Origin of the sequence: Citrobacter sp. CK181, from assembly GCF_030333595.1 — a bacterium.
GTDB classification, from domain to species: Bacteria; Pseudomonadota; Gammaproteobacteria; order Enterobacterales; family Enterobacteriaceae; genus Citrobacter_B; species Citrobacter_B koseri.
In genome coordinates, this window is the sequence record NZ_JAOWFN010000015.1 from 249,366 (window position 1) to 271,195 (window position 21,830).

Sequence of the window (21,830 nt, forward strand, 5' to 3'; positions counted from 1 at the left end):
TAAATTGCGCTTCTTTTTGTTTATTTTATAGTTGATACGTTCAAATAATGTCGAAAATTTGGTCAAAAGAAGAAACTCTCTGGAGTTTTGCACTATATGGGACTGCGGTCGGCGCAGGCACCCTTTTCCTCCCCATTCAGTTGGGCTCCGCGGGGGCCATCGTGCTGTTTATTACCGCACTGGTTGCCTGGCCTCTGACTTACTGGCCTCATAAAGCGCTGTGCCAGTTTATCCTCTCTTCGAAAACCTCCGCTGGCGAAGGGATCACCGGTGCGGTAACGCATTACTACGGCAAGAAGATCGGCAGTCTCATCACCTCGCTATACTTTATTGCGTTTTTCGTGGTGGTCCTGATTTACGCCGTGGCGATAACCAATTCCCTGACGGAACAGCTGGCAAAGCAGATGACGGTAGACCTGCGGGTGCGTGTTCTGGTCAGCCTGGGCGTCGTATTGATTCTGAATCTGATTTTCCTGATGGGACGACATGCGACTATCCGCGTGATGGGCTTTTTAGTGTTTCCGCTTATCGCCTATTTCTTATTTCTGTCGCTTTATTTGACCGGAAGCTGGCAGCCCGCGTTATTGACCAGCCAGATGTCTTTCGATCGGCACACACTTCATCAGGTATGGATATCCATTCCGGTGATGGTTTTCGCTTTTAGCCATACGCCCATTATCTCCACGTTTGCGATCGACAGACGTGAAAGATACGGCGAGCAGGCCATGGGTAAATGCAAAAAAATCATGAAGGTGGCTTATCTGATCATTTGCCTGAGCGTGCTGTTTTTCGTTTTCAGCTGTCTGCTCTCCATTCCGCCATCCTATATTGAAGCCGCGAAACATGAAGGCGTGACCATCCTGTCAGCGCTGTCTATGATGCCAGCCGCACCGGCATGGCTCTCCATTTCAGGGATTATTGTCGCCGTTGTCGCAATGTCAAAATCGTTTCTGGGCACCTATTTTGGGGTGATTGAAGGGGCGACAGAGATAGTACGAACGGCGTTACTTCAGACTGGCGTGAAGAAAAGCCGGGCATTTAATCGCGCCCTGTCTATCATGCTGGTCTCGCTGATTACCTTTGTCGTTTGCTGCATTAATCCCAACGCCATTTCGATGATTTATGCGATCAGCGGCCCGCTTATCGCCATGATTTTGTTTATCATGCCGACGCTGTCGACCTATCTGATCCCCGCGCTCAAACCATACCGCTCTCTGGGAAATCTGCTTACCCTGATTGTGGGTCTGCTTTGCGTGTCCGTGATGTTTTTTGGCTAATCTCAATACAAAACGGCTCATCCACCTGAAGAGGGGCGAGCCGTTTTACTCAGTCTTTAATCTATCGGCATAATAGTGAGGGCGACCCGACTGTCGTAAACGTCCAGCCTTCCCGCCAGGGTTGTATCAAAAACGAGAACGTCGCGTCCTTTGATAAATAAATAAGCGGCATGGCCTTGCGTTCATGGCTGCCCTGCAATTCGTCAGACGGATATCGGACCAGATTATGCGTCGTAATAATATAGTTTTGCTGCAACTTCTGGTACGTAAAATAAATAATCCGGCTAATTTTATAAGAATGAGCGTCAGGCGTATTCAACACGCCGGTTAATGTCACGATCCCCTGATGATTATGCATCTGGTAGGTAATATCACCAGCAAAAAGTTCATGATCAATATCCCAGACGGCATAACCACTGCAATCAATTTTCGGATTAATGCTGTGCGCATACCAGAATCCTCCGCCACCCACAATGAAGATCGTGATAATAATAGCCGCTGCCAGTATTTTAATTTTCATCATTTATCGAATAGTAGGTTATACACTTTACGGACGGATTTTCTCTGGCATCCTCCGGGCATATAATCGCCGTGATATTTTTTGCGCTGCTCATTCCTGAGAGAAACACATAGTTATTGTTATCGCAAATCTCGCGATGTTTGTGCATAAAGCGAATATAATTTAGCTCCAGCACATCATTCCCTTTTTGCAGGACGGTACAGGATGAAAAAGTCTCGGAGTCCAGAACCTCATAAGACGACAGCAGCGACTCTGGAGACATATAAAACAGGCTGGCGGCAATGCTTATCATCACCACCAGAAGCGCCAGTCCGCAAAGCGCCGCAGGCAACGAGAGATGGCGCTTTTTTATTGGCGTGTCTCCCTTCGGCTCCATTTGGGGTGCAACAATCTGCGCCGGCGCTTCGGTCGCTGATGCTTTTGCGGTTATCTCATCCGTCTGAATATTCGCTGAAATCATCATACCGCGACGGGCAATGGTTTTTATAAGATCGCGCGGTAACCCAATATAACTTAACGCATTTCTTAGAATGAGAATCGTCTGATAAAAAGTATTCGCCGAGGTAACATGATTCTTCTCTCCCCAACCCGCTGTAATCAGCTGGTTTTGAGAAACCACCGTGTTGTTATGCTGAATAAGATATAAAAGGATAAGGCTTGCAGGACTCTGTAACGTTACGGTCTTCTGCATTGCGCTATTCGATAACGCCCGGTTTCCAGGGTGAAAGTCAACCAGGTTATTAATTGTGTAACATCTGGCGTGTTTTAACAAATCCGACACAGTATTCCTTCTGGCATTCACATGATGAATGCCATGCTACAAAATTCTTATATCGAGATCACTATAAATATTTGATTATGCGATTACTGTCAAACGCCAGCGGTAAAATTACTTATAAATCAAAAACCTTAAGTCAAAAAAGATCATTTGTTCTTAATTAAGACTATTTTTAAAGCATTTTCATGCTCTCCTGATATTATTACGATAAGCTTAAAAAGCACACAAATACATAATTTATTAATTATGAAAAACAATAGCGATTTTACAATTAAGATACAGTAATTAACATTGATGCAACTTTTGTCCATAAATGCCATTTAACAAAATATCTTAAACATTTTTGCAATATAACTATTCCTGGATTTTGCTATAAAAGTCCTGGATGCTAAATTGTTTCTGTCTCTGACGAGACGTCGCTCCAGGAAAATAAGCAGCATGTAAATAGCCACTATTATAAATACATCGCAAGGCTTTAAGAAAAATAGCAATAAGTGATATACATCGATTTTTTACGCACGCTAATCGCCGTCTGGCAAAGTATTGACATATTTAAAAACGGATGAAATTATGAAATTATCTACGGATAGGGAGGTTCCTGTATGGAGCTGGATGTTAAATTAAAAAACCTTACGTGCAGTAGTTGTTCTTTACATTGTAAAATAATGCCAGAAAAATCACCTCGTTTACAATATTGTGCTAACGCATGTTTTTGTATGTGGCCGGAAGAAAGTATCTACTTTAACAGAGGTGTTATTGAGGGCATTTTAAATAATAATCATAATGCCCGATTAAATGGTTATATTTTTGTCGATTTCTCTATCAGCTTTTTGCGGCTGTTTCTCGACAAACAGTGGATTGATTATCTCGCCAGCACACGTATGGGTATTGTACTGGTGAGCGATCGGAACATGCAGTCGTTAGCCAACTACTGGCGTAAACATCATCCGGCGGTTTCTGTCGTCATTTATCACGATGATGGACTGGCGGTTGCCAATGAAAAAATCAGACAAGTATTTATTGGGCGACATCTGTCTTTTACAAAAGGAAATACCCTGACCCAGACGGAGTTCATCATTATGGGTAACATGGTTGCAGGGAAAAATCCGCATCAAATCGCCGAGTTGCTGAGTATGGATATCCGCAGCGTCTATGCTTATAAACAGAGGATCGAGAAAAGAATGGGCGGGAAGATAAACACGCTGTTTATTCATTCGCATCCACTCTCCAATGAAAAAGCCGCATTCCCAATGATCACAAAGGAATGCAAAGGCTCGCTTATTCATCTGCAAAGACGGCGTTAACATTGAAGACAACAGTCGGGCACCGGTCCCGGCTATTTTATATAGGAATCCAGCACCTTCAGGATCACTTCCAGATCGTCTTCGCGCTTCACTTCATCGCTCTGATGAACAATGTGTTCGGTCAGATGCCCTTTGATCACCTCACGCATTAATCCGTTCACCGCGCCGCGTATCGCCGCGATTTGCTGCAATACCGCGGCACACTCGTGAGGCTCATCCAGCATTTTTTTCAGTGCGACAACCTGCCCCTGGATTTTACTGGCGCGAGCTTTAAGTTTTTGTTTATCCCGGATCGTATGTGACATAACAACGCCTTATTAACATAAATCATTATGGATTATAGCATTGTGACGCTACTGGGGGGTAGTATTTGGTACTGGGGGGGAGTAGAATGCGGGGAAATAAGACAACTAAGAATCATTCTCATGGGCGAATTTTCAACATTACTTCAGCAAGGAAACGCCTGGTTCTTCATTCCCAGCGCCATTCTGTTGGGCGTATTACATGGGCTGGAACCCGGGCACTCCAAAACGATGATGGCGGCGTTTATCATCGCCATCAAAGGGACGATTAAGCAGGCTGTGATGCTGGGGCTGGCAGCCACGCTTTCACATACCGCCGTTGTGTGGCTTATCGCCCTGGGCGGCATGTACGTCAGCAGAGCGTTTACCGCAGAATCCGTGGAACCCTGGCTACAGCTGGTCTCCGCCATCATTATTCTGAGCACGGCGTTCTGGATGTTCTGGCGTACCTGGAAAGGGGAGCGGGACGGGTTGGCTAACAGGCTTCCTGCCCACACTCACCACCATCACGACCATGAGCACCACCATCACGACCACGACCACGACCACGACCATCACCACGACCACCAGCATGTTCATATTTCCCTGAAGGGGCTAACGGACGGATCGCACGCCTGGCAGGATGCCCATGAACGGGCGCATGCAACCGATATTCAGCGCCGCTTTCACGACCGGGAAGTGACAAACGGACAGATTTTACTGTTTGGCCTGACGGGCGGCCTGATCCCTTGCCCGGCAGCCATCACCGTATTGCTGATCTGCATCCAGCTTAAAGCCTTCACGCTGGGAGCCACGATGGTACTGTGCTTCAGCATTGGTCTGGCGTTAACGCTGGTAGCCGTTGGCGTGGGCGCAGCCATCAGCGTGCAACAGGCCGCAAAACGCTGGAGCGGATTTAATACCCTGGCGAGAAAAGCCCCCTATTTCTCCAGCATACTGATCGGTCTGGTGGGGCTTTATATGGGAATGCATGGTTATCTGGGCATTATCCGCTAATTGTTCCCCGCCTTTTTCCACAAACGTGCAGCGACCCAAGTGCTGCACGTCCGTTCATATCAATTTTTCGCAAGCCATGAGCAGACCGTAGGCGGGCGGTAAGCCGCTCTGATGAGTGAAGCGCATTAACGAATCTTTCCAGAAAGTCGCCTGGCCGTATAATTCGATGCTATTACCCGACGCGTATTGCAGTTCTGCGCTTTTGCGACAAGCGCGCAGGCATTGCGGATTTATTGCGGAAAAATTGTTCTCTCCCACGCTCAACATCAGCATAATTCCGCGCAGAAAACACGCTTCATGCGAACAAAACGCACTATATCAACTGGCAACTTAAATACGATTGCATCAATTGTTGATCTTAATCAAATGGGGTTTATTGGAAACTAAGCCTTTTAAGCTCCAAAAGATCCAACAAAATAAAATAAAATTCCTAAAGTAAAGAGTACGCACCTAATAGTCAGTAACAGAAACAGTATAGCGATGCTGATGATTATTATAAAACCGGTATCTGTTTACATCACACATTCAATTAATTAACTCACCGGCATGGAACGACTTTACGGCTAAATCATTAATACCAATAAAGCGAATATCTAATTATCTTAATATCGACACAACCGATCTATTTCCAGTTTTTAATAGCCAGCGCCTATTGCAAAAGATTTATTCGGATGTTTTAAACGATTTTCATATTTAAGATTACTGTCGTTAAAATTCCGGCATAAGAAAAAAGATATATTTTCAGATGGGCTATTTGTCGCCTGGGACGCATTGTTGAATAAAAACTGAGAAGGCGCGTGCAGCAGCACATTTTCCTATTTCAACGCCTCAACACCAGGATTAATACCAATATTTTCGCCAACACTGACTTAATACAGCAACATTCCAGCACAGTGCCATTTTTATGAATGTCCCTGAGCATTGGGAACACCCTGAATTCTCAGGGTAAATCAACACGACTGAATGAAAATGGAGTTTAGTTATGAAACTGAATCGTGCCCTAATTCCGGCGCTGGTGATCTCCGCGATCTATTCTGCGGGCGCGCTGGCTTCTGATAATACCATTACATTTATGGGAGAAGTTTCTGATGAAACCTGTTCCGTATCGGTAAATGGTTCTGAGGCCTCACCTGTCGTCTTACTGCCTACCGTCACGGTAAACACCTTGAACACCAATCAGGTTGCAGGACAAACGACCTTCGACATCGGCGTCAGCGGATGCACCGGCTCAGCCTCCGGGATCAATATTTCAACCGTCTTCGTCGGAAATAACATCAGCGCCACGACCGGAAACCTGGCCAGCAATGGCTCGGCGAGCGATGTTGAAATTCAGATCCTCGACACCAGCGATACAGAGATCGATTTTCGCAACGCGTTTAATGGCGGCGGAGATTTAGCGCTGGCGGCAAATGAGACATCAGCCACGGCAACCTACAAGGCCCAATATTACTCAGGGGGCGCAGCAACCACCGGTACGGTGCAGGCCTCCATGCAATACGCGGTTTCTTACCAGTAATTTAACCCAGGCGGGAATTTCGTCCCGCCCTCTTTCGACCAGGGAGTAATAAATGAACCCCATTCGCGACGCCCTGTATTCTCTCGCGGGGTTTCTGTTTATCTTTTTTACACTCTGGAGTGAACACGTCGCCGCCAGTATTACCATGACCGGGACGCGAATTATTTATAATGGTTCAGCCAACTCTGTCGATGTTCATTTAAAGAATAAAGATTCCTTCCCTTATGTGGTCTCAACCTGGTTCGATAACGGCAATATGGCAGACGGGCCGGAGAAATCAGCTCAACTTCCCTTTATCGCCACGCCGCCGGTATTTCGTATTCAACCCGGCGAAGGGCAAATTATTCGGATTGTTTTTACGGCGGCCCAGTCCCTGCCACAAGACAGGGAATCTCTGTTCTATTTTAATTTTATGCAGGTTCCGCCCGCGAATGTGGGCCAACGTAGCCCGGATCAGGGCAATCAAAACAGCCTGCTGATCATGCTACGCAACCGGGTGAAGTTATTTTATCGTCCGGCTGAATTAAACGGTAATCCACAAAAAATGCTGACGAACCTTCAGGTCACGCGAACGGGTCAAACCGGCATCACCATTAAAAATAATCAGCCTTATTACATCACCATTGCCGGGCTACAGTTGATCAATGCCTCAGAAACCCGCGCCCAAAAAGCAGGCATGATTGCCCCTTTCAGCAGTGAGCGTTATGTCTTTACCGACGCCCGATCGGCTGCAAATCAGCGTGTTCGCATCACGTTGATTAACGATCAGGGAGCCAGAATCAGTGAAGATTTTCCTCTTTAATCGCCCGGCGGGTTTCGGCCTGATGGTATGCGTTACGGCATTTTCCGCTGCGGCCAGGGCTGATTACTATTTTGATCCCGCGCTGCTCCAGGGGTCCGCATACGGTCATGGTCTGGATCTCCAGCGCTTTAATCATACCCAAGACAGCGTGCCTGCGGGTGAATACGTGCTGGATATTTATCTTAATAACCAGTTGATTCGCCAGCAGGAAAAGATCGAACTTATTGCATCCGCCACGCCGGATAACGCCGTCGAACCCTGTCTGCCGTTTGAGGTGGTTCGCGCCAGCGCGATTCGCACACGCTCCTCTGCGGCGTCTTCAACGCCGCACTGTCTGCGCATCAGCGAGACCGGGCAAAAAATCAGTTGGCAAGTGGATATGGCGAAGCTGCGCCTGAATATGACGATTCCTCAGGCCGGGCTTTACCACGCTCCCCGGGGGTATATTCCCGTTTCCGAATGGGACGCCGGAGAAACCGCGCTGTTTTTGCGCCACAATACCAATTTTTATCATACGGAAAATACAGACTCACGCCTGCGCTACGACTACCTGTGGAGCAATATCAATGGCGGTTTCAACATCGGGCTGTGGCAATTTCGCCATCAGGGGAACCTCCGCTATGCCGATGACAACCAGACGGGTAGCCACTACAAATACAATGCGGTAGCGACCGCGATTCAGCGCCCTCTTCCTCAGTTTGAGAGCGTGATAGCGTTTGGGGACAATTACACCAACAGCAGCCTGTTCGGTAGCCTCTCATTCAACGGCATAAAACTGAACACCGATCAACGGATGTGGCCGCAGGGCAAACGCGGTTATGCGCCGGAAGTGCGCGGCGTGGCGACCACAACCGCCCGCGTGGTGGTACGCCAGCAGGGTAAAGTGATTTACGAAACCACCGTCGCGCCCGGCGCTTTTGTTATTAACGATCTCTACAATACCCGTGGCCAGGGCGATCTGGCCGTCGATGTCATCGAAGCGAACGGGCAAATCTCAAGTTTTACCGTTCCCTACTCGGCGGTTCCTGATTCCGTTCGACCGGGAAACTGGAACTATGAGCTGGCAATGGGCTACGTTCGCCACTACTACAGCGTGGAGAATAAATTTGTCGAAGGCGTTTTGCAGCGCGGGATGAGCAACACACTAACCGCCAATTTGGGTTCACGGCTGGCCGATGATTATCAGGCGTTTCTGCTGGGCGGGGTAATGGCAACATCCGTCGGGGCATTCGGCCTCAATACCGTTTACTCAAACGCCAGAGTCGAAAACGACGATAACGAGCAGGGCTGGCGCATTGAGGCCAGCTACAGCAAAACGTTTACCACCGGCACAAATCTGGTGCTGGCGGCCTACCGTTACTCCACCAGCGGTTATCGTGATTTACAGGATGTGCTGGGCGTGCGCCGTCAGCAGAAAAACAGCGTGGCGTATTATTCGGATACGCTGCACCAGCGTAATAACTTTTCCGCTACGCTCAGCCAGCCGATGGGCGACTGGGGCATGGTTAGCTTCACCGGCAGTACGTCAGATTACTACAGCGACGCGTCGCGCATCACCCAACTCCAGTTTGGCTACAGCAACAGCTGGCGCAACATCACCTTTAATCTTAGCGCCGCCAGACAGCGCAGCAGTTATGCCAGCCGCTACGACACCAGCGTAAACGACCGGGATTTTGACCGCGAAAACCAGCGTAAATACACCGAAAACACGCTTTCACTGGGGATCTCCATCCCCTTCGATGTTGGCGCCAGCCGCACGCAGCTAAATCTGGATATGAATCGCAGCCGCGACGTTCGCACCGCCACGGTGGGGATAAGCGGCGCCACGGGCGAGAACAGCGCCACATCCTGGGCCGTTTATAGCGGCCTGGAGCGAGATAAGCACGACGGCAGCAGCGCAACCTGGGGCGGCAACGTGGAGCAACGAACCGCCGTCGGCGCGTTTCGCGGCTTTGCCTCCCGCGGCAGCGATTACCAGCAATATGGTCTGGGGATGTCCGGCACGCTGGTTGCGCACCGCGGCGGGATCACCGCTGGCCCCTACACCAGCGATACATTTGCGCTTATCGAAGCGCCAGGCGCACGCGGCGCGGCGGTACGTAACGGGCAAGGCGCAACGGTCGATTATTTCGGCTATGCCCTGCTCCCTTCCATGACCCCCTATCGCTATAACACCGTAAGCCTGGACAGCGGAAACATGAATGCCGAAGTAGAGCTACAGAGCGGCAGCAAGCGCATCGTGCCCTACGCCGGCGCGATTTCCCGCGTGAAATTCATGACCACCAGCGGTAAAGCGGCACTCATCAACACAACGCTTCCCGATGGCGACCAGCCACCGATGGGCGCTGACGTGACGGACGGCCACGGCGAATCAGTGGGAATGGTCGGCCAGGGCGGGCAAATTTACGCCCGACTGGCGGAACAATCCGGCGTGCTGTTCGTACAGTGGGGGCAAAAATCCACGCAGCGATGCCAGGTCTGGTATCAACTACCGGCTAAAACGCATACGCCGCTGTACCAGCTCACACTACCTTGTCGTCAGGAATAACGTATGAAAATCAGACAGCTCTTTTACGGCCTGTTATTCAGCGGCATGGTTGCGCATCCTGCCCTGTCCGCCTGCATCAAGGTCACGTCAGCCAGCCCCCTTTCTCAGGCGGCGAAAGACGCAGGCTATGTGGGCGCCAGTTGGGGCGGCGTGGGGGATGGCGATGTAAAAGGGAAACTGGGCTTGCCCGGCGTCATTACCTTAAGCAACGGGACGGGATTTCAGAGCGAAGGCACGTTGCTGGGCAGCGCCGCTGCCAGTTTCGTCCCCAATGGACGAACGCAGGGCGTCACGGCCAATCAGATTATGTTTCGCTGTACCGTTTCCGAAATCGGCCAGGTATATGAATACTACGCCACCAACGGCGACGATTACTGGGGAGGCATGGTCGACGTACCGGGAATCGACGGCGCTTACTACACCTACGTTAAAAACGTGGCGGTCAGGCTGACCAATCTAAAAACCGGAGAATATTACTCCCGTTACTGGAAAGCGCGCGCAATCCCGGAAAGTGAAATGTTCAATGACGGCACCTATATCTACATCCCAGCCAGCGCCTTTAGCGACGTATTTGTTGAATTGTTTCGGGTTGATGACAGCGCCAGAGGCGTTGATGGTTCCAACCGTTATACCTATCCCTACGCGGGACCGGCAGGCTATATCGCTTTCCACGGCGGCGGCATGAGTTCAGGGCTTTTCGAGGGCGCTGACAGCCGAACCAACTATAGCGGCTGGGGCGCAGCGCAGTGGCCCGGCGGCTGGACGTTAACCAGCCAGACCGTGTTCGTGCGCGGCGCCGCCTGCCGGGTCAACGACTATCCCGCCATTGTCAGGTTACCGCCAGCCAGCGTTGGCGAACTCATCAGCGGCGGCAGCAGTCAGGCTCCTTTTAGCATTAGCGTTGAATGCGAAACCGGGGCGTTGTCCGGCACGACGGCGTCCACCAGCTTAAGAGCATATGTGGCGATGGGATTCCTGGTCAGCAATCCCACCGCAGCCAATGCGGCCTCTCAGTTGGGCCTCAAGACCGGTTCCGGCGCTTATACATGGCTACTCGACAATCATTATGGCGTAAACGGCGTTGCATCAGGCGTTGGCATTCGCCTCTACAGCGACAAGCAAAATGGCAATGCGCTGAATCTTCTGCCCAACCAAATAGCCACAGCCACGGGCAACGCGGGCGGCTGGTACGGCTATCAGGATCTGACCACGCAAACCGCCAGCGGCTCAACCAGCCTCTACAGCGGTGACTTTACCGCCTCTCTGGAAGCGATTCCGGGGGAAAACGTGACAGCAGGAACGGTCTATGCACAGCTCCAGGTGGTGGTCAGTTTTCAGTAACTGGCCCACATACACGCTTCTTATCGTCTGGACAGGATGGACGGCGACTCCCGCACGGGCCGTGGTCAATACGGAAGTGACCCGCGTTATTTTTAACGCCGGGGAGAGCCATTATTCGCTGGCGCTGGCAAATTCAGCGCAGCACCCTGCCCTGGTTCAAATCTGGACGGATGAAGGCGATCCGCTGAGTCAGCCTGCTGAGACCATCACGCCCATCGTCGCGATACCGCCCGTATTCAAAATGCAGCCAACGGAAATTCGGACGGTAAAGTTACAGCTCGCAGAGAAGCCTGGGTTAGCGCGCGAGCGGGAGTCGCTTTACTGGCTGAATATCTACCAGATCCCGCCGATGACCGATCAGGACGCGAAAACGCGGCAAAAACTCGTTCTGCCGCTGCGCATCCGCATGAAAGTGTTTATTCGTCCACAGGGCGTTGGGCCATTGAGAGAGCAGGATGGCGAACGGCTGACCTTCACATTCCAGCCGCAGGAGGCGCAGCTTTATGTTAATAACCCGACGCCGTGGTACATCACGCTGGCAGCGCTGGCGTGCGACAACACCAGCGCAACGCCGCTGATGATCGCTCCGCTGTCTTCACAACCGCTAGCGTTACCCGGGAAAGTGGGACATTGTCGTACCGTCAGGTACGAGCTTATCAACGACCACGGTAATCGCTGGGTTTATGAGAAACCGATAATAAACAGCGGGGCGCCGGAAAAGACCGTGGGCAGAAACCCACGGCGATGACCGGTAAAACGCATCAGGCGCGGATATCGTCATACTCGCGCGTTTTATCAAACTCATGTTTGGCGAAAGGACAAAGCGGAATAACCTTGCGGTTCTCCTGGCGCATCTTTTCAACCACCTTCGCGACAAGCTGTTTACCGACGCCCTGCCCCTTCAGGCTGGGATCGACATCCGTATGCTCAATAATGCTCAGATGCTCGCCCGTCGGTACAAATACGATTTCGGCGACCTGATTACCCGCAGCATCATTCACATAAAATTTGTTGTGGCCTTCGAGTATCTCCATCATTTCCTCACTTATTTCTGGCGGTATTTCAGCGCGCCGCTCGGACAGGTATCAATAACATGCACAACCGTTGCCACATCCACTTCATCCGGGATGATCCACGGCTTACGTTTCAGATTAAAGAGCTTCGCGCTACCGCGCACGCAATTACCCGAGTGCTGACAAATGGCCGTATTGAAATAGACATCGATTTTCTCGCCGGTATAGGCCCGGTAACCCGCATCCAGTAGTTCCTGATCCATGACATTGCCTCTGTAATTGTTATGTTTTCGCTAGTAAGCATAGCCCCGTCAAAGTGGCGTGGCTACAGGAAAACAGAAGCATTTGCCAGTTGATGAGCAGTCGTCGTTGCGCAAAATAACGTTAAGTCATAAACCAGTAATAAAAGAGACCAACTTTTAATCCAAGGATCACAATATAGGCACAGCAGTACTTCATAGTGCCGGACATTATCTGATTCGCCTGTCCCTCCATTTTGGTTGCCGAAACCGCAATGGCGATACTTTGCGGTGAAATCATTTTCCCGCCTGTTGCGCCGGAGGTATTTGCCGCAGCCAGCCAGTTTGGATCAATATTTAATTTACTGGCGGCAATGGTTTGTAGTTTGCCAAACAGAATATTCGAGTTGGTGTCGCTGCCGGTAACAAACGTTCCCAGCGCACCAATCACCGGAGCGAGAAAAACGTACGAGCTTCCGGTCAGATCGACAATCGACTGGGCCAGCGTGGAGATAATACCGCTGAGATCCATTACCGTTGCCAGAGCGACGATCGCCATAATCGCGACAATGGAATTTTTAAGCTGGAATACGGTTTTGACAAACACTTCCAGCATACCGCGTGCCGATGCCCCCTGAATAAAACCGCCAATAATGGTCGCAAAGATAATCAACATTCCGGGCGTGGTGACCCATTCGACTTTCAGCGCCAGCGTTTTGCCATCGGCCAGCGTAAAATGCAGCACCGAAGCCAACTGAGAAGCCGCCGCTTTTATCGTTGGAAATAACGGCGAGCACAGCAGAATAAAGACAAAAATAAACAGATAGATAGAACCCACCCGGAACAGCACTTTCGCCGAGCGCGGCGTCGTTTCACGGGTGTGGCTGACTTCAATGCGCCACTCGGGATCTGTTTTCCCTTTGCGCAGGCGGCTGGCAATTGCGACGGCAAAAAGACTGACCAGGCTGCCGGCAAAGGCGGGTAATTCTGCCCCGAGATGTATGGCGACAAAATACTGCGGAACAAGCGTTGTGATACCGCAAAGCAGCGTAATAAGGAACACGCCGCGAATGGCTTTCAGGCCACCGCCAATAATGCAAATTATGACAAACGGCAGCAGGATATTAAAAAGGGCTAATTGCAGAATAATCGTTCCGCCTAAGGTGTAAACCGGCAGATTAACCTGTTCAGCCAGGATAGAGACCGGAATACCAACCGCCCCGAACGCCGTGGGGACGGTGTTGGCCACAAGTGAAGCAATTGCTGCCTTCAGTGGGTTAAATCCCAGCGCGATGAGAATACCGATAGGTATCGCGACCGCCGTACCGTACCCGGCAGCCGCTTCAAGGAATCCACCGAAACACCACGAAATCAGCAGTACCTGAATACGCTTATCTTCGCTAATACTGGCGAGAATATCGCGGAGAATATCCAGCGCTTTGGTCGCCTGCATGACGTTATAACTGAATATAGCGCCGAGGATCACAATCACAATCGGCCATAATCCTTTCAGTGCGCCATAACCCATCGAGGCTTTAAGATTTTGTACTGGCGTGTCCCAGAATATTGCAGACAGCGCGGCAGTGAATGCCAGCGAAATCAAAACTGAATAATGGATGGGCATTTTCAATTTCAGAATTAAAAATACCATAAGCAGCAAAGGAGAGAGTGCCAGGGCAAACATAAAATATTCGTTCATTACTATTCCTGATTGGTTCATTAAACCTGATTTATATTTATGGAGGGGAGGCTACATTGCTGGCCAAATGAAATATGTAAACTGAATCGCTTCAGTGAATAAAGTAATTATGATTTGTAGTTTTGTAACTATTGTAATCTTTTAATTAAAATTCAATGCCAGGCAAATATACTTAAGAGCAAGACAGATACCTATAAATAGTTATTTAACAACCTGTTTAATAATGATATTGACGAGATTAGTAATCACTTGAAACTATTTTTCGGACGTTCACATCGCTGTGGTTTTCATTATAAAAATGTGAGCGATGCCGAAATAAATAAACCCGGGTATTGCATATGGGTATTGATTGGTGGATTATTCTATTTTGTCATACAAATGAACGTAGAGTAGGATAAACCGAAAAACAATGGTCGTTTTTATTATTGATTTATGACCCGGTGGCTGGTTGCCATCGGGGCTAAATAGAAGTGAAGCAATGGAGCATTGATTGTGAATGTAAATTTCTTTGTTACCTGTATTGGTGACGCGCTGAAATCACGGATGGCCCGAGACTCCGTATTGCTGCTGGAAAAACTGGGCTGCCGCGTTAATTTCCCCGAGAAGCAAGGGTGTTGCGGCCAGCCAGCCATCAACAGCGGCTACATCAAAGAAGCGATCCCGGGGATGAAAAACCTGATCGCAGCGCTGGAAGACAACGACGACCCGATTATCTCTCCTGCTGGCTCCTGTACCTACGCGGTAAAAAGCTACCCGACATATCTGGTCGATGAACCTGAATGGGCGTTACGTGCGGAAAAGGTCGCCGCGCGCATGCAGGATCTCACCTCCTTTATCGTTAATAAACTGGGTGTGGTGGATGTGGGAGCCAGCCTTCAGGGCAGAGCCGTCTATCACCCATCCTGTAGCCTGACCCGCAAGCTGGGAGTGAAGGAAGAACCGCTCACGCTACTGAAAAATGTGCGCGGGCTGGAGCTGTTGACGTTTGCCGATCAGGATACCTGCTGCGGATTTGGCGGGACGTTCTCGGTCAAAATGGCCGAAATATCCGGCGAGATGGTGAAAGAGAAAGTCTTACACCTGATGGATGCCCGGCCTGAATATTTGATTGGCGCAGACGTCAGCTGCCTGCTGAACATTGGCGGTCGACTGCAACGGGAAGGCCAGCCGGTCAAAGTGATGCATATTGCTGAAGTGCTGATGAGCCGCTGAGGGGAAAGAGATGTCGATAAAAACCAGCGATGTAGAATTTAAACTGCGCATTCGTCAGCAAATTGAAGATCCGATCATGCGCAAAGCCGTGGCCAATGCGCAGGAGCGAATCGGCGCGAATCGGCAAAAAATGGTCGATGAGTTAGGGCACTGGGACGAATGGCGTGACCGTGCCAGCCAGATCCGCGATCACGTTCTGAGTAATCTCGACGCTTACCTGTACCAACTCACCGAGAAAGTGACGGAAAACGGCGGGCACGTCTACTTCGCCAAAACCAAAGAAGAAGCCACCCGCTACATTTTACAGGTCGCCCAAAGTAAAAACGCGCGCAAGGTAGTGAAGTCCAAGTCGATGGTGACCGAAGAGATTGGCGTCAATCATGTGTTGCAGGATGCCGGAATTCAGGTGATCGAAACCGATCTGGGCGAATATATTCTCCAGTTGGATCAGGACCCGCCTTCACACGTTGTAGTTCCGGCAATCCATAAGGATCGCTATCAGATCCGCCGCGTGCTGCATGAACGTCTGGGCTATGACGGCCCGGAAACGCCAGAAGCGATGACCTTATTCATCCGCCAGAAGATCCGCGAAGATTTTCTCAGCGCTGAAATCGGTATTACCGGCTGTAATTTCGCCGTGGCGGAAACCGGATCGGTGTGCCTGGTGACCAACGAAGGCAATGCGCGGATGTGTACCACGCTGCCGAAAACGCACATTGCGGTGATGGGGATGGAGCGTATCGCCCCCACCTTTGCCGAGGTGGACGTACTGATCACCATGCTGGCGCGCAGCGCCGTTGGCGCACGTTTGACAGGTTACAACACCTGGCTGACCGGCCCGCGCGAGGCGGGCCACGTTGACGGGCCAGAAGAGTTCCACCTGGTTATCGTGGATAACGGGCGTTCCCAGGTACTCGGTTCTGAATTTCGCGACGTGCTGCGCTGCATTCGCTGCGGAGCCTGTATGAACACCTGCCCGGCATACCGCCACATTGGTGGACACGGCTATGGCTCAATCTATCCCGGCCCTATCGGCGCGGTGATTTCCCCGCTGCTCGGCGGTTATAAGGATTTTAAAGATCTGCCATATGCCTGTTCATTATGCACGGCCTGCGACAGCGTCTGCCCGGTGCGCATTCCGCTGTCAAAACTGATCCTGCGCCATCGCAGAGTAATGGCCGAAGAGGGCATTACCCCGAAAGCCGAGCGACGGGCGATCAAAATGTTCGCTTATGCCAACAGCCATCCTGGGCTGTGGAAAGTCGGGATGATGGCGGGCGCCCATGCGGCAAGCTGGTTTATTAATGGCGGTAAAACGCCGCTTAAAGTCGGCGCTATTGGTGACTGGATGGAGGCGCGAGATCTCCCTGATGCTGACGGAGAGAGTTTCCGTAGCTGGTTTAAGAAACATCAGGCAGAGGAGAAAAAGAATGGATAACCGTAGCGAGTTTTTAAACACCATCGCCCAGGCGCTGGGCCGCCCGCTGCGATTCGAACCGCAGGCAGATACGCTGCCGGTTAACAACTATGCGAACGAGCGACTGACCGAACTTAGCCAGCAGCAGCGCTGCGACGCGTTTATCCAGTTTGCGAGCGATGTCATGCTGGTACGCTGCGAACTGACCAGCGAAGCGCAGGCGCCGGAAGCGGCGTTACGCCTGTGTGAAGAACTGGGGCATAAATCGGTGGTGCTCAGCGGCGATAGCCGACTGGTTGAACTGGGCATCACCGAACGCTTGCAACAGGAATGCAACGCCGTGGTCTGGGCCCCGGCCCGGGGAGCAGAAAATGTTACCCAAGCCGAACAAGCGAAAGTCGGCGTAGTGTATGCCGAATATGGCTTAACGGAATCGGGCGGAGTGGTGCTGTTTTCCGCGCCGGAGCGCGGGCGTTCATTAAGCCTGCTGCCGGAGTCCTCGATTTTCGTGCTGCGCAAGAGCACTATCCTGCCACGCGTGGCGCAACTGGCGGAAAAACTGCATCAGAAAGCGCAGGCCGGTGAACGCATGCCATCGTGTATTAACATCATCAGTGGCCCCAGCTCAACGGCGGATATCGAACTGATCAAGGTGGTCGGCGTGCATGGCCCGGTTAAGGCGGTATATCTGATTATTGAAGATTGTTGATACGGCTGTTAATGACCGCACTACTGGCATGGACGCCATAATAGCGGGCAGTTAATCCTGTTGGGAGTTGAATGCGGAGTTCAGGAAACTTGAAGCTGGAGCGGGCGAAGGGAAATCACCCTCGCTCCAAAGTTCTCGTAATCCCATGGATTTATTAGCAAAGACTTGGTGCATGTTACGCTCTTACGTTCCAATCGTCCGTATACTGGACATTACCATCAACATAACGCCAGGTGATTTTGTCATACATCAGGGAAACAGATTCCATGTGGTTGATCTGCGAGTTCCCTGCCATTTTAGCGTTTGGCATCCCTGGATTAATGCCCATCACTTTCACGCCCTCAATGGTCATGACGAAGTAACACTCTTCTTGTCCTGCATGGTTAATTCGATACCAGCGAATCTCCGCACTTTTCAACGTTTGACCAGTGGCAACGGCTTTGTATAGATACGGGCTGGAGCTATCAAACTCCTTTTCAATCATCATCGGAGAATGTGAACGCTTGCCAGTGATCCTACCGTTGGCACTGTCTACTGGAATGTTCAGACCATGACTAAAGCCAACAATTTCTATACTCCCCTCACGATCCTGAACGTCTACAGATCCTTTAATGTCTGCGCCGCCATCGTCTTTAAGCCACATGTAAGCCGGAATAGGCATTTTACAAACGCCTTTTAGTTGTGATTTTCTTCGTGATGAACCAGTAGCAAACAATCGTCAAGAGCAACTGAAAGCCCACAATCGCCGCCATTGTGAAATTTGAATACGTTTGATCTGGGAATAAAGACTGATAAGGCAGCAAGTGAAACAACGCCCAAAACAGGAAGGTAAACCCGAAGATTTTAGCTAACCGCCGCAACGTAGAACTGCCCCACTCTCTGGGGATACCTGCTGGACTAACTTTGTGTGTCACGCCACTGTACGCCGTGATAATGGCGCTCATGACAGGTACGCTGATTAATGTGTTAATTAAGATGCTAAAATAGTCGCCTAATGATTCCCAAACTTCTAAATCAGGTTCACCCAAAATGAAGCGGGTAAACTTGTCGGCACTCTGGAAATCGAAAAGCCCCGTAATAGAATTAACTAATCCCTCATACGGAACCATTTTAGCAACGATCAGCATAACAACAGCGAACAGCACTATCTTGATGAACAAACTAAGGGCATGTTTTGCCATTGGCGATCACCTCAATCGTGCCGTATGCCTGTAGCTTCCTCATGCAAGGAACATCTATTTTTCGGGTTCTCAACAGAGCATTACGCAACATGGCAAAATCAGAATCATGTGGGAGAGTGATACAACCTTCTGATAGTACGCCTGGATGCAAACGGAAATTGCCACGCTTAACGCTCTCAATCCATGTGTAATCGTCGTTCCCCCAATCATCACGCCATAATGCGAACCATTCGGAATGTTTGAATGTTGCGCCACTGGTGAAGTGATTATAAATGTCTCTCACCCCTGCGTTTAGCTGTGACTTGAGTCCACCTTGAGGGCGGTCAACAATCCAGTATTTACCCGCTGGTACTGGCCCTCTTTGGGGATCATTCCACATGCCCCACGGTTACGGTAAGCACCATTACCAGAGAAAGCTAAAAACGTGCCTACACCAGGAAACGATAAAGGGGAGTAGTACGCATCATTAATTACGAACTTTCCATGTAGAGCCACAGATAACCCTTTTATCTATAATGATTTGTTGGCTTATCGTACTCCTAAGCAATTGGACATAGGAAGGTTTTCTTCCGAGAAGCCTCTGATTTTCAGACAATAGCAGCCATAAAGCCCCGTTAGTGATACAGCAGCAAGCGTAGCGACTTCATCAGACTGTCAGAGGGATCACACCTTATCAGAATAACCGTGTACCCTTGCGGGAGCGTGGCTGAAACGCTGATAGAGCCTACATGTCGTTTGTAGGCACGTTACACCATAAACCTGTTTACGTGGCTCATAAGGCCGCACATCGGGCTTGAATGCGTGTGATCAGTCTGGTGTAAGAGACAATGTACCTCTTGTTGGTACTTCGTCGTTCAATGGTAGAACGATCACGACAGCTTATGTTAAGTAAGTTGTTGAAAGAAAAACGAGTTTTATAGAAGTTTTGCCACAAGGGGAGAGATCTGGAGCGGGCGAAGGGAGCCGAGGACAACTAGCTAACTTCTTGTTTCTTAAAGACTGATGAATCCAGTGGTTACAGTGATGGTTACACATGGAGAGGCTGAAGGTCAAGACTTGAAGTACGTAACATTCCCACAAAAGGAATAGAACACAGTCACTGACTACCCGGCCCTTTGGTCTGACTGAGGGTCGGGCTATGGGGTAAATCGTCAGGCTCATTGTATTAGATAGGGTCTCACATTTTTCAGTCAAAACTCATCGTCTAATAGCCATCAGCCAAACAACAAGCGCTAACTTTAGCAGGAAGACCCCGAGATAGACTTTGTGTAGGTCCATTAGGTCCTCCTCTTTCCGTACCCATGAACTAGATTACTAGTACAAAATAAAGGCCAGACATCCAGTTCGGAAGTCTGACCAATAGTCGTTATTGTTAGTTAGCTTGTCGCTAGTAATCCTAGCTGTCTTTAGTGAAACTCAGGCGTTTGACCACAGGCAGGACAGCAGTAGCCGAGCCAGTACCCATCTTGAGGGTCGTAGCAGCCTCAGCGACCACGAATACCTTACCGAGAATCTCAAGGTCATGGGACTGAGAGTCGCCATCACGGGATAAGACCACAGTAATATTCTCACCATCGTGACGGAAGCAACCGAAGCTCAGAGCCGTAAAGCGCTTAGCCATCATGAAGACGCCACGGTCTTCACCGTTGTAATAGGCGATGTCTGTCCCCAGCATATCGACAATAGCGTCTTCACCACCAAAGCCCTGCTTAGCAGCCAGACGAGAGAGAGCCTTGAGGTGTGACTCATGGGCGATGATACCGTAATCAGTAACCTCAGAACCGAAAGAAGACTCAGTGTTCTCATACAACGCGTCCATGATAGTGTCTGCCTTAGCGGTCAGGCTGCCAGTCAGAACCGGAAGCTCTACTGTCTTCAACAGCTTAGAGGACTCCAGAACGTCAACCATCTTAGAGTTAATAGTACGGACCACATTCTCACAAATGTTCAACGCATCTTGCTGGAGCGTCCCCTGAGTGAAACCAGTAGTCGACTTAGCGTCCCACAGTTTAGTCTGCTCAGAGATGAGAATAGCCTGTTCAATCGGTTCGACCACAATCTCCTGACCGGACGGAACGGTAACGACTTCAGGTCGCTTACCACCACGGACAGGAACGACCACAGAGCGGTCAGCCAGAGTGTGAGCAATGATTGGCGTCGGTAAGCTGTTACGGGTCGGCAGGACTTCTACCGGGAACGGGATGTTATCCTGAGCGTCTTTAAGCACAGAATTGAGCATGGTCTTCACCAGCTTAGCTAACTTGAAGGCATAGACCTGAGGGTCTGCGTTAGTTGGCAAACCTTCGTTAATCTGAAGGTTGTCGGTGTCGGTGATACGAACAGGCTCAATGCCGAACTGGAAAGCGTCTTTAGTCATAGTCATGATAATTAATCTCCTTAAGTCAAATACTTGAAGTCCCTAACGGTAAGTCAGGGACCGTGTGTTCTTAGATGGAATCCATCCAGTTAGCGCCACTATCGAGGTCAGCCATAATTGAAGCCTTGGAACGACCAGCAGAATGGGTAGCGCTGCGGAGGTTCTCACCATATGTCCGGCGTTCAGCTTTGACCTGTTCGCGGCGCTGTAGCTCTTTCTGCCACTCTGCATCAGTCATGTTCTCTTCACGCATACGCTCGGCCTGAATGCGCTGCTCTTTAGCGATACGCTCAGCTTCGGCTCGCTTGTTCTGCTGGCGGCGTTGGTAGGCGTTCATCAGGTCATTACTGAAGAAGTTACCGATTGTCACGCCAGCTTCAGCCAGCTTCTCTAACAGTTCCATTGATTCGCGACTGGTGGCTGGCAGGCCGGACAGGTAGCCCGGAATGAGGGTCTTGATCGCGAGCGACAACGGATAGGACTGACCGTCCAGACTCACAGTGTTTTCATAAAGGTTGATGTCGGTGACTGACAGCTTCCAGTTGTTGTTGTTGAACATCATAGGTAATTCTCCTCTTGAGAGTTGAGACTATCGGTCT

At 50.2% G+C, this 21,830-nt stretch carries 21 protein-coding genes and 1 pseudogene; 11 read left to right on the forward strand and 11 right to left on the reverse strand.

The window, feature by feature from the left end; translation table 11 throughout:
* Positions 1-47: 47 nt before the first annotated feature.
* A complete protein-coding gene (locus OGW17_RS18445) occupies positions 48-1,277 on the forward strand; it encodes an amino acid permease (RefSeq protein ID WP_047461483.1) in 1,230 nt (409 codons plus the stop codon).
* Between the two features lie 61 nt (positions 1,278-1,338).
* Here OGW17_RS18445 and OGW17_RS18450 read toward each other — a convergent pair whose 3' ends face one another.
* Together OGW17_RS18450 and OGW17_RS18455 are read right to left on the reverse strand one after the other, a co-directional pair.
* Positions 1,339-1,800, reverse strand: a complete 462-nt coding sequence (locus tag OGW17_RS18450; protein WP_071257892.1) for a YqeJ family protein — start codon at positions 1,798-1,800, stop codon at positions 1,339-1,341.
* A complete protein-coding gene (locus OGW17_RS18455) occupies positions 1,787-2,488 on the reverse strand; it encodes a winged helix-turn-helix domain-containing protein (protein WP_071257891.1) in 702 nt (233 codons plus the stop codon). The genes OGW17_RS18450 and OGW17_RS18455 overlap by 14 nt, the downstream gene beginning before the upstream one ends.
* A 689-nt stretch (positions 2,489-3,177) precedes the next feature.
* Between OGW17_RS18455 and OGW17_RS18460 the strand changes: the two genes are divergently transcribed.
* The gene (locus tag OGW17_RS18460) at positions 3,178-3,879 is read left to right on the forward strand and encodes a helix-turn-helix transcriptional regulator (protein WP_024130913.1); all 702 of its coding nucleotides are present in this window, start codon (positions 3,178-3,180) and stop codon (positions 3,877-3,879) included.
* 32 nt (positions 3,880-3,911) lie between these two features.
* Here the strand turns inward: OGW17_RS18460 and rcnR are convergent, their stop codons facing one another.
* Positions 3,912-4,184, reverse strand: coding sequence for a Ni(II)/Co(II)-binding transcriptional repressor RcnR (rcnR, locus tag OGW17_RS18465; RefSeq protein ID WP_012134972.1), 273 nt, complete (start codon positions 4,182-4,184; stop codon positions 3,912-3,914).
* Positions 4,185-4,304: 120 nt separating this feature from the next.
* Between rcnR and OGW17_RS18470 the strand changes: the two genes are divergently transcribed.
* The 6 genes from OGW17_RS18470 (at position 4,305) to OGW17_RS18495 (ending at position 12,132) form a co-directional block, all read left to right on the forward strand.
* Positions 4,305-5,177, forward strand: a complete 873-nt coding sequence (locus tag OGW17_RS18470; protein WP_071257890.1) for a nickel/cobalt efflux protein RcnA — start codon at positions 4,305-4,307, stop codon at positions 5,175-5,177.
* Positions 5,178-6,159: 982 nt separating this feature from the next.
* Entirely contained in the window at positions 6,160-6,693 is a 534-nt protein-coding gene (locus OGW17_RS18475) for a fimbrial protein (protein WP_012134978.1), read from the forward strand.
* Between the two features lie 52 nt (positions 6,694-6,745).
* Positions 6,746-7,495 (forward strand): fimbria/pilus periplasmic chaperone, encoded by a 750-nt coding sequence (locus OGW17_RS18480; protein WP_049011215.1) that lies wholly within the window; start codon positions 6,746-6,748, stop codon positions 7,493-7,495.
* Positions 7,476-10,043: a fimbrial outer membrane usher protein gene (locus OGW17_RS18485; RefSeq protein WP_081353159.1), complete on the forward strand. Its 2,568-nt coding sequence runs from the start codon at positions 7,476-7,478 to the stop codon at positions 10,041-10,043. Before OGW17_RS18480 ends, OGW17_RS18485 begins: the two co-directional genes overlap by 20 nt.
* 3 nt (positions 10,044-10,046) lie before the next feature.
* Entirely contained in the window at positions 10,047-11,384 is a 1,338-nt protein-coding gene (gene stbD / locus OGW17_RS18490; protein ID WP_049011218.1) for a fimbrial usher protein StbD, read from the forward strand.
* Positions 11,350-12,132, forward strand: coding sequence for a fimbria/pilus periplasmic chaperone (locus OGW17_RS18495; RefSeq protein ID WP_071257889.1), 783 nt, complete (start codon positions 11,350-11,352; stop codon positions 12,130-12,132). Before stbD ends, OGW17_RS18495 begins: the two co-directional genes overlap by 35 nt.
* 13 nt (positions 12,133-12,145) lie before the next feature.
* Here OGW17_RS18495 and OGW17_RS18500 read toward each other — a convergent pair whose 3' ends face one another.
* The 3 genes from OGW17_RS18500 to OGW17_RS18510 form a co-directional block, all read right to left on the reverse strand.
* Positions 12,146-12,418 carry a GNAT family N-acetyltransferase gene (locus tag OGW17_RS18500; protein ID WP_047463941.1) on the reverse strand — a complete coding sequence of 91 codons (273 nt, stop codon included), beginning with the start codon at positions 12,416-12,418 and terminating at the stop codon, positions 12,146-12,148.
* A gap of 11 nt (positions 12,419-12,429) precedes the next feature.
* Positions 12,430-12,660: a 4Fe-4S mono-cluster protein YjdI gene (gene yjdI / locus OGW17_RS18505; RefSeq protein WP_071257888.1), complete on the reverse strand. Its 231-nt coding sequence runs from the start codon at positions 12,658-12,660 to the stop codon at positions 12,430-12,432.
* 121 nt (positions 12,661-12,781) lie between these two features.
* Positions 12,782-14,335, reverse strand: coding sequence for an L-lactate permease (locus OGW17_RS18510; RefSeq protein WP_071257887.1), 1,554 nt, complete (start codon positions 14,333-14,335; stop codon positions 12,782-12,784).
* A 492-nt stretch (positions 14,336-14,827) separates the two neighbouring features.
* Between OGW17_RS18510 and OGW17_RS18515 the strand changes: the two genes are divergently transcribed.
* Genes OGW17_RS18515 through OGW17_RS18525 form a run of 3 tightly spaced genes read left to right on the forward strand, consistent with a single transcriptional unit; the run spans position 14,828 to position 17,673 of the window.
* A complete protein-coding gene (locus OGW17_RS18515) occupies positions 14,828-15,547 on the forward strand; it encodes a (Fe-S)-binding protein (protein ID WP_024130919.1) in 720 nt (239 codons plus the stop codon).
* Between the two features lie 10 nt (positions 15,548-15,557).
* Positions 15,558-16,985, forward strand: a complete 1,428-nt coding sequence (locus OGW17_RS18520; RefSeq protein WP_047461453.1) for a LutB/LldF family L-lactate oxidation iron-sulfur protein — start codon at positions 15,558-15,560, stop codon at positions 16,983-16,985.
* Complete coding sequence (locus OGW17_RS18525) at positions 16,978-17,673, forward strand: LutC/YkgG family protein (RefSeq protein WP_071257886.1); 696 nt, start codon at positions 16,978-16,980, stop codon at positions 17,671-17,673. Before OGW17_RS18520 ends, OGW17_RS18525 begins: the two co-directional genes overlap by 8 nt.
* A gap of 175 nt (positions 17,674-17,848) precedes the next feature.
* On the opposite strand, the gene OGW17_RS18530 is transcribed toward OGW17_RS18525, so the two are convergent.
* From OGW17_RS18530 to OGW17_RS18550, 5 genes and pseudogenes are all read right to left on the reverse strand, one after another.
* Positions 17,849-18,334, reverse strand: a complete 486-nt coding sequence (locus tag OGW17_RS18530; protein ID WP_071257885.1) for an Hcp family type VI secretion system effector — start codon at positions 18,332-18,334, stop codon at positions 17,849-17,851.
* A 1-nt stretch (position 18,335) separates the two neighbouring features.
* Positions 18,336-18,854: a hypothetical protein gene (locus OGW17_RS18535; RefSeq protein ID WP_071257884.1), complete on the reverse strand. Its 519-nt coding sequence runs from the start codon at positions 18,852-18,854 to the stop codon at positions 18,336-18,338.
* A pseudogene (locus OGW17_RS18540) lies at positions 18,835-19,349 on the reverse strand (DUF2778 domain-containing protein). Before OGW17_RS18540 ends, OGW17_RS18535 begins: the two are co-directional and overlap by 20 nt.
* Before the next feature lie 901 nt (positions 19,350-20,250).
* Positions 20,251-21,237: a hypothetical protein gene (locus OGW17_RS18545; RefSeq protein WP_071257883.1), complete on the reverse strand. Its 987-nt coding sequence runs from the start codon at positions 21,235-21,237 to the stop codon at positions 20,251-20,253.
* Between the two features lie 64 nt (positions 21,238-21,301).
* Positions 21,302-21,793: a hypothetical protein gene (locus OGW17_RS18550; RefSeq protein ID WP_071257882.1), complete on the reverse strand. Its 492-nt coding sequence runs from the start codon at positions 21,791-21,793 to the stop codon at positions 21,302-21,304.
* Positions 21,794-21,830: the final 37 nt, after the last annotated feature.

Excerpts from the sequence above, each read along its gene's own strand:
- rcnR (WP_012134972.1), bottom strand. The coding sequence starts at position 4,184 with ATGTCACATACGATCCGGGATAAACAAAAACTTAAAGCTCGCGCCAGT.
- yjdI (WP_071257888.1), bottom strand. The coding sequence starts at position 12,660 with ATGGATCAGGAACTACTGGATGCGGGTTACCGGGCCTATACCGGCGAG.
- OGW17_RS18520 (WP_047461453.1), top strand. The coding sequence starts at position 15,558 with ATGTCGATAAAAACCAGCGATGTAGAATTTAAACTGCGCATTCGTCAG.
- stbD (WP_049011218.1), top strand. The coding sequence starts at position 10,047 with ATGAAAATCAGACAGCTCTTTTACGGCCTGTTATTCAGCGGCATGGTT.
- OGW17_RS18455 (WP_071257891.1), bottom strand. The coding sequence starts at position 2,488 with ATGCAGAAGACCGTAACGTTACAGAGTCCTGCAAGCCTTATCCTTTTA.
- OGW17_RS18445 (WP_047461483.1), top strand. The coding sequence starts at position 48 with ATGTCGAAAATTTGGTCAAAAGAAGAAACTCTCTGGAGTTTTGCACTA.
- OGW17_RS18460 (WP_024130913.1), top strand. The coding sequence starts at position 3,178 with ATGGAGCTGGATGTTAAATTAAAAAACCTTACGTGCAGTAGTTGTTCT.
- OGW17_RS18470 (WP_071257890.1), top strand. The coding sequence starts at position 4,305 with ATGGGCGAATTTTCAACATTACTTCAGCAAGGAAACGCCTGGTTCTTC.
- OGW17_RS18480 (WP_049011215.1), top strand. The coding sequence starts at position 6,746 with ATGAACCCCATTCGCGACGCCCTGTATTCTCTCGCGGGGTTTCTGTTT.
- OGW17_RS18475 (WP_012134978.1), top strand. The coding sequence starts at position 6,160 with ATGAAACTGAATCGTGCCCTAATTCCGGCGCTGGTGATCTCCGCGATC.
- OGW17_RS18535 (WP_071257884.1), bottom strand. The coding sequence starts at position 18,854 with ATGGCAAAACATGCCCTTAGTTTGTTCATCAAGATAGTGCTGTTCGCT.
- OGW17_RS18525 (WP_071257886.1), top strand. The coding sequence starts at position 16,978 with ATGGATAACCGTAGCGAGTTTTTAAACACCATCGCCCAGGCGCTGGGC.
- OGW17_RS18550 (WP_071257882.1), bottom strand. The coding sequence starts at position 21,793 with ATGATGTTCAACAACAACAACTGGAAGCTGTCAGTCACCGACATCAAC.
- OGW17_RS18530 (WP_071257885.1), bottom strand. The coding sequence starts at position 18,334 with ATGCCTATTCCGGCTTACATGTGGCTTAAAGACGATGGCGGCGCAGAC.
- OGW17_RS18500 (WP_047463941.1), bottom strand. The coding sequence starts at position 12,418 with ATGGAGATACTCGAAGGCCACAACAAATTTTATGTGAATGATGCTGCG.
- OGW17_RS18545 (WP_071257883.1), bottom strand. The coding sequence starts at position 21,237 with ATGACTATGACTAAAGACGCTTTCCAGTTCGGCATTGAGCCTGTTCGT.
- OGW17_RS18450 (WP_071257892.1), bottom strand. The coding sequence starts at position 1,800 with ATGATGAAAATTAAAATACTGGCAGCGGCTATTATTATCACGATCTTC.
- OGW17_RS18495 (WP_071257889.1), top strand. The coding sequence starts at position 11,350 with ATGCACAGCTCCAGGTGGTGGTCAGTTTTCAGTAACTGGCCCACATAC.
- OGW17_RS18510 (WP_071257887.1), bottom strand. The coding sequence starts at position 14,335 with ATGAACGAATATTTTATGTTTGCCCTGGCACTCTCTCCTTTGCTGCTT.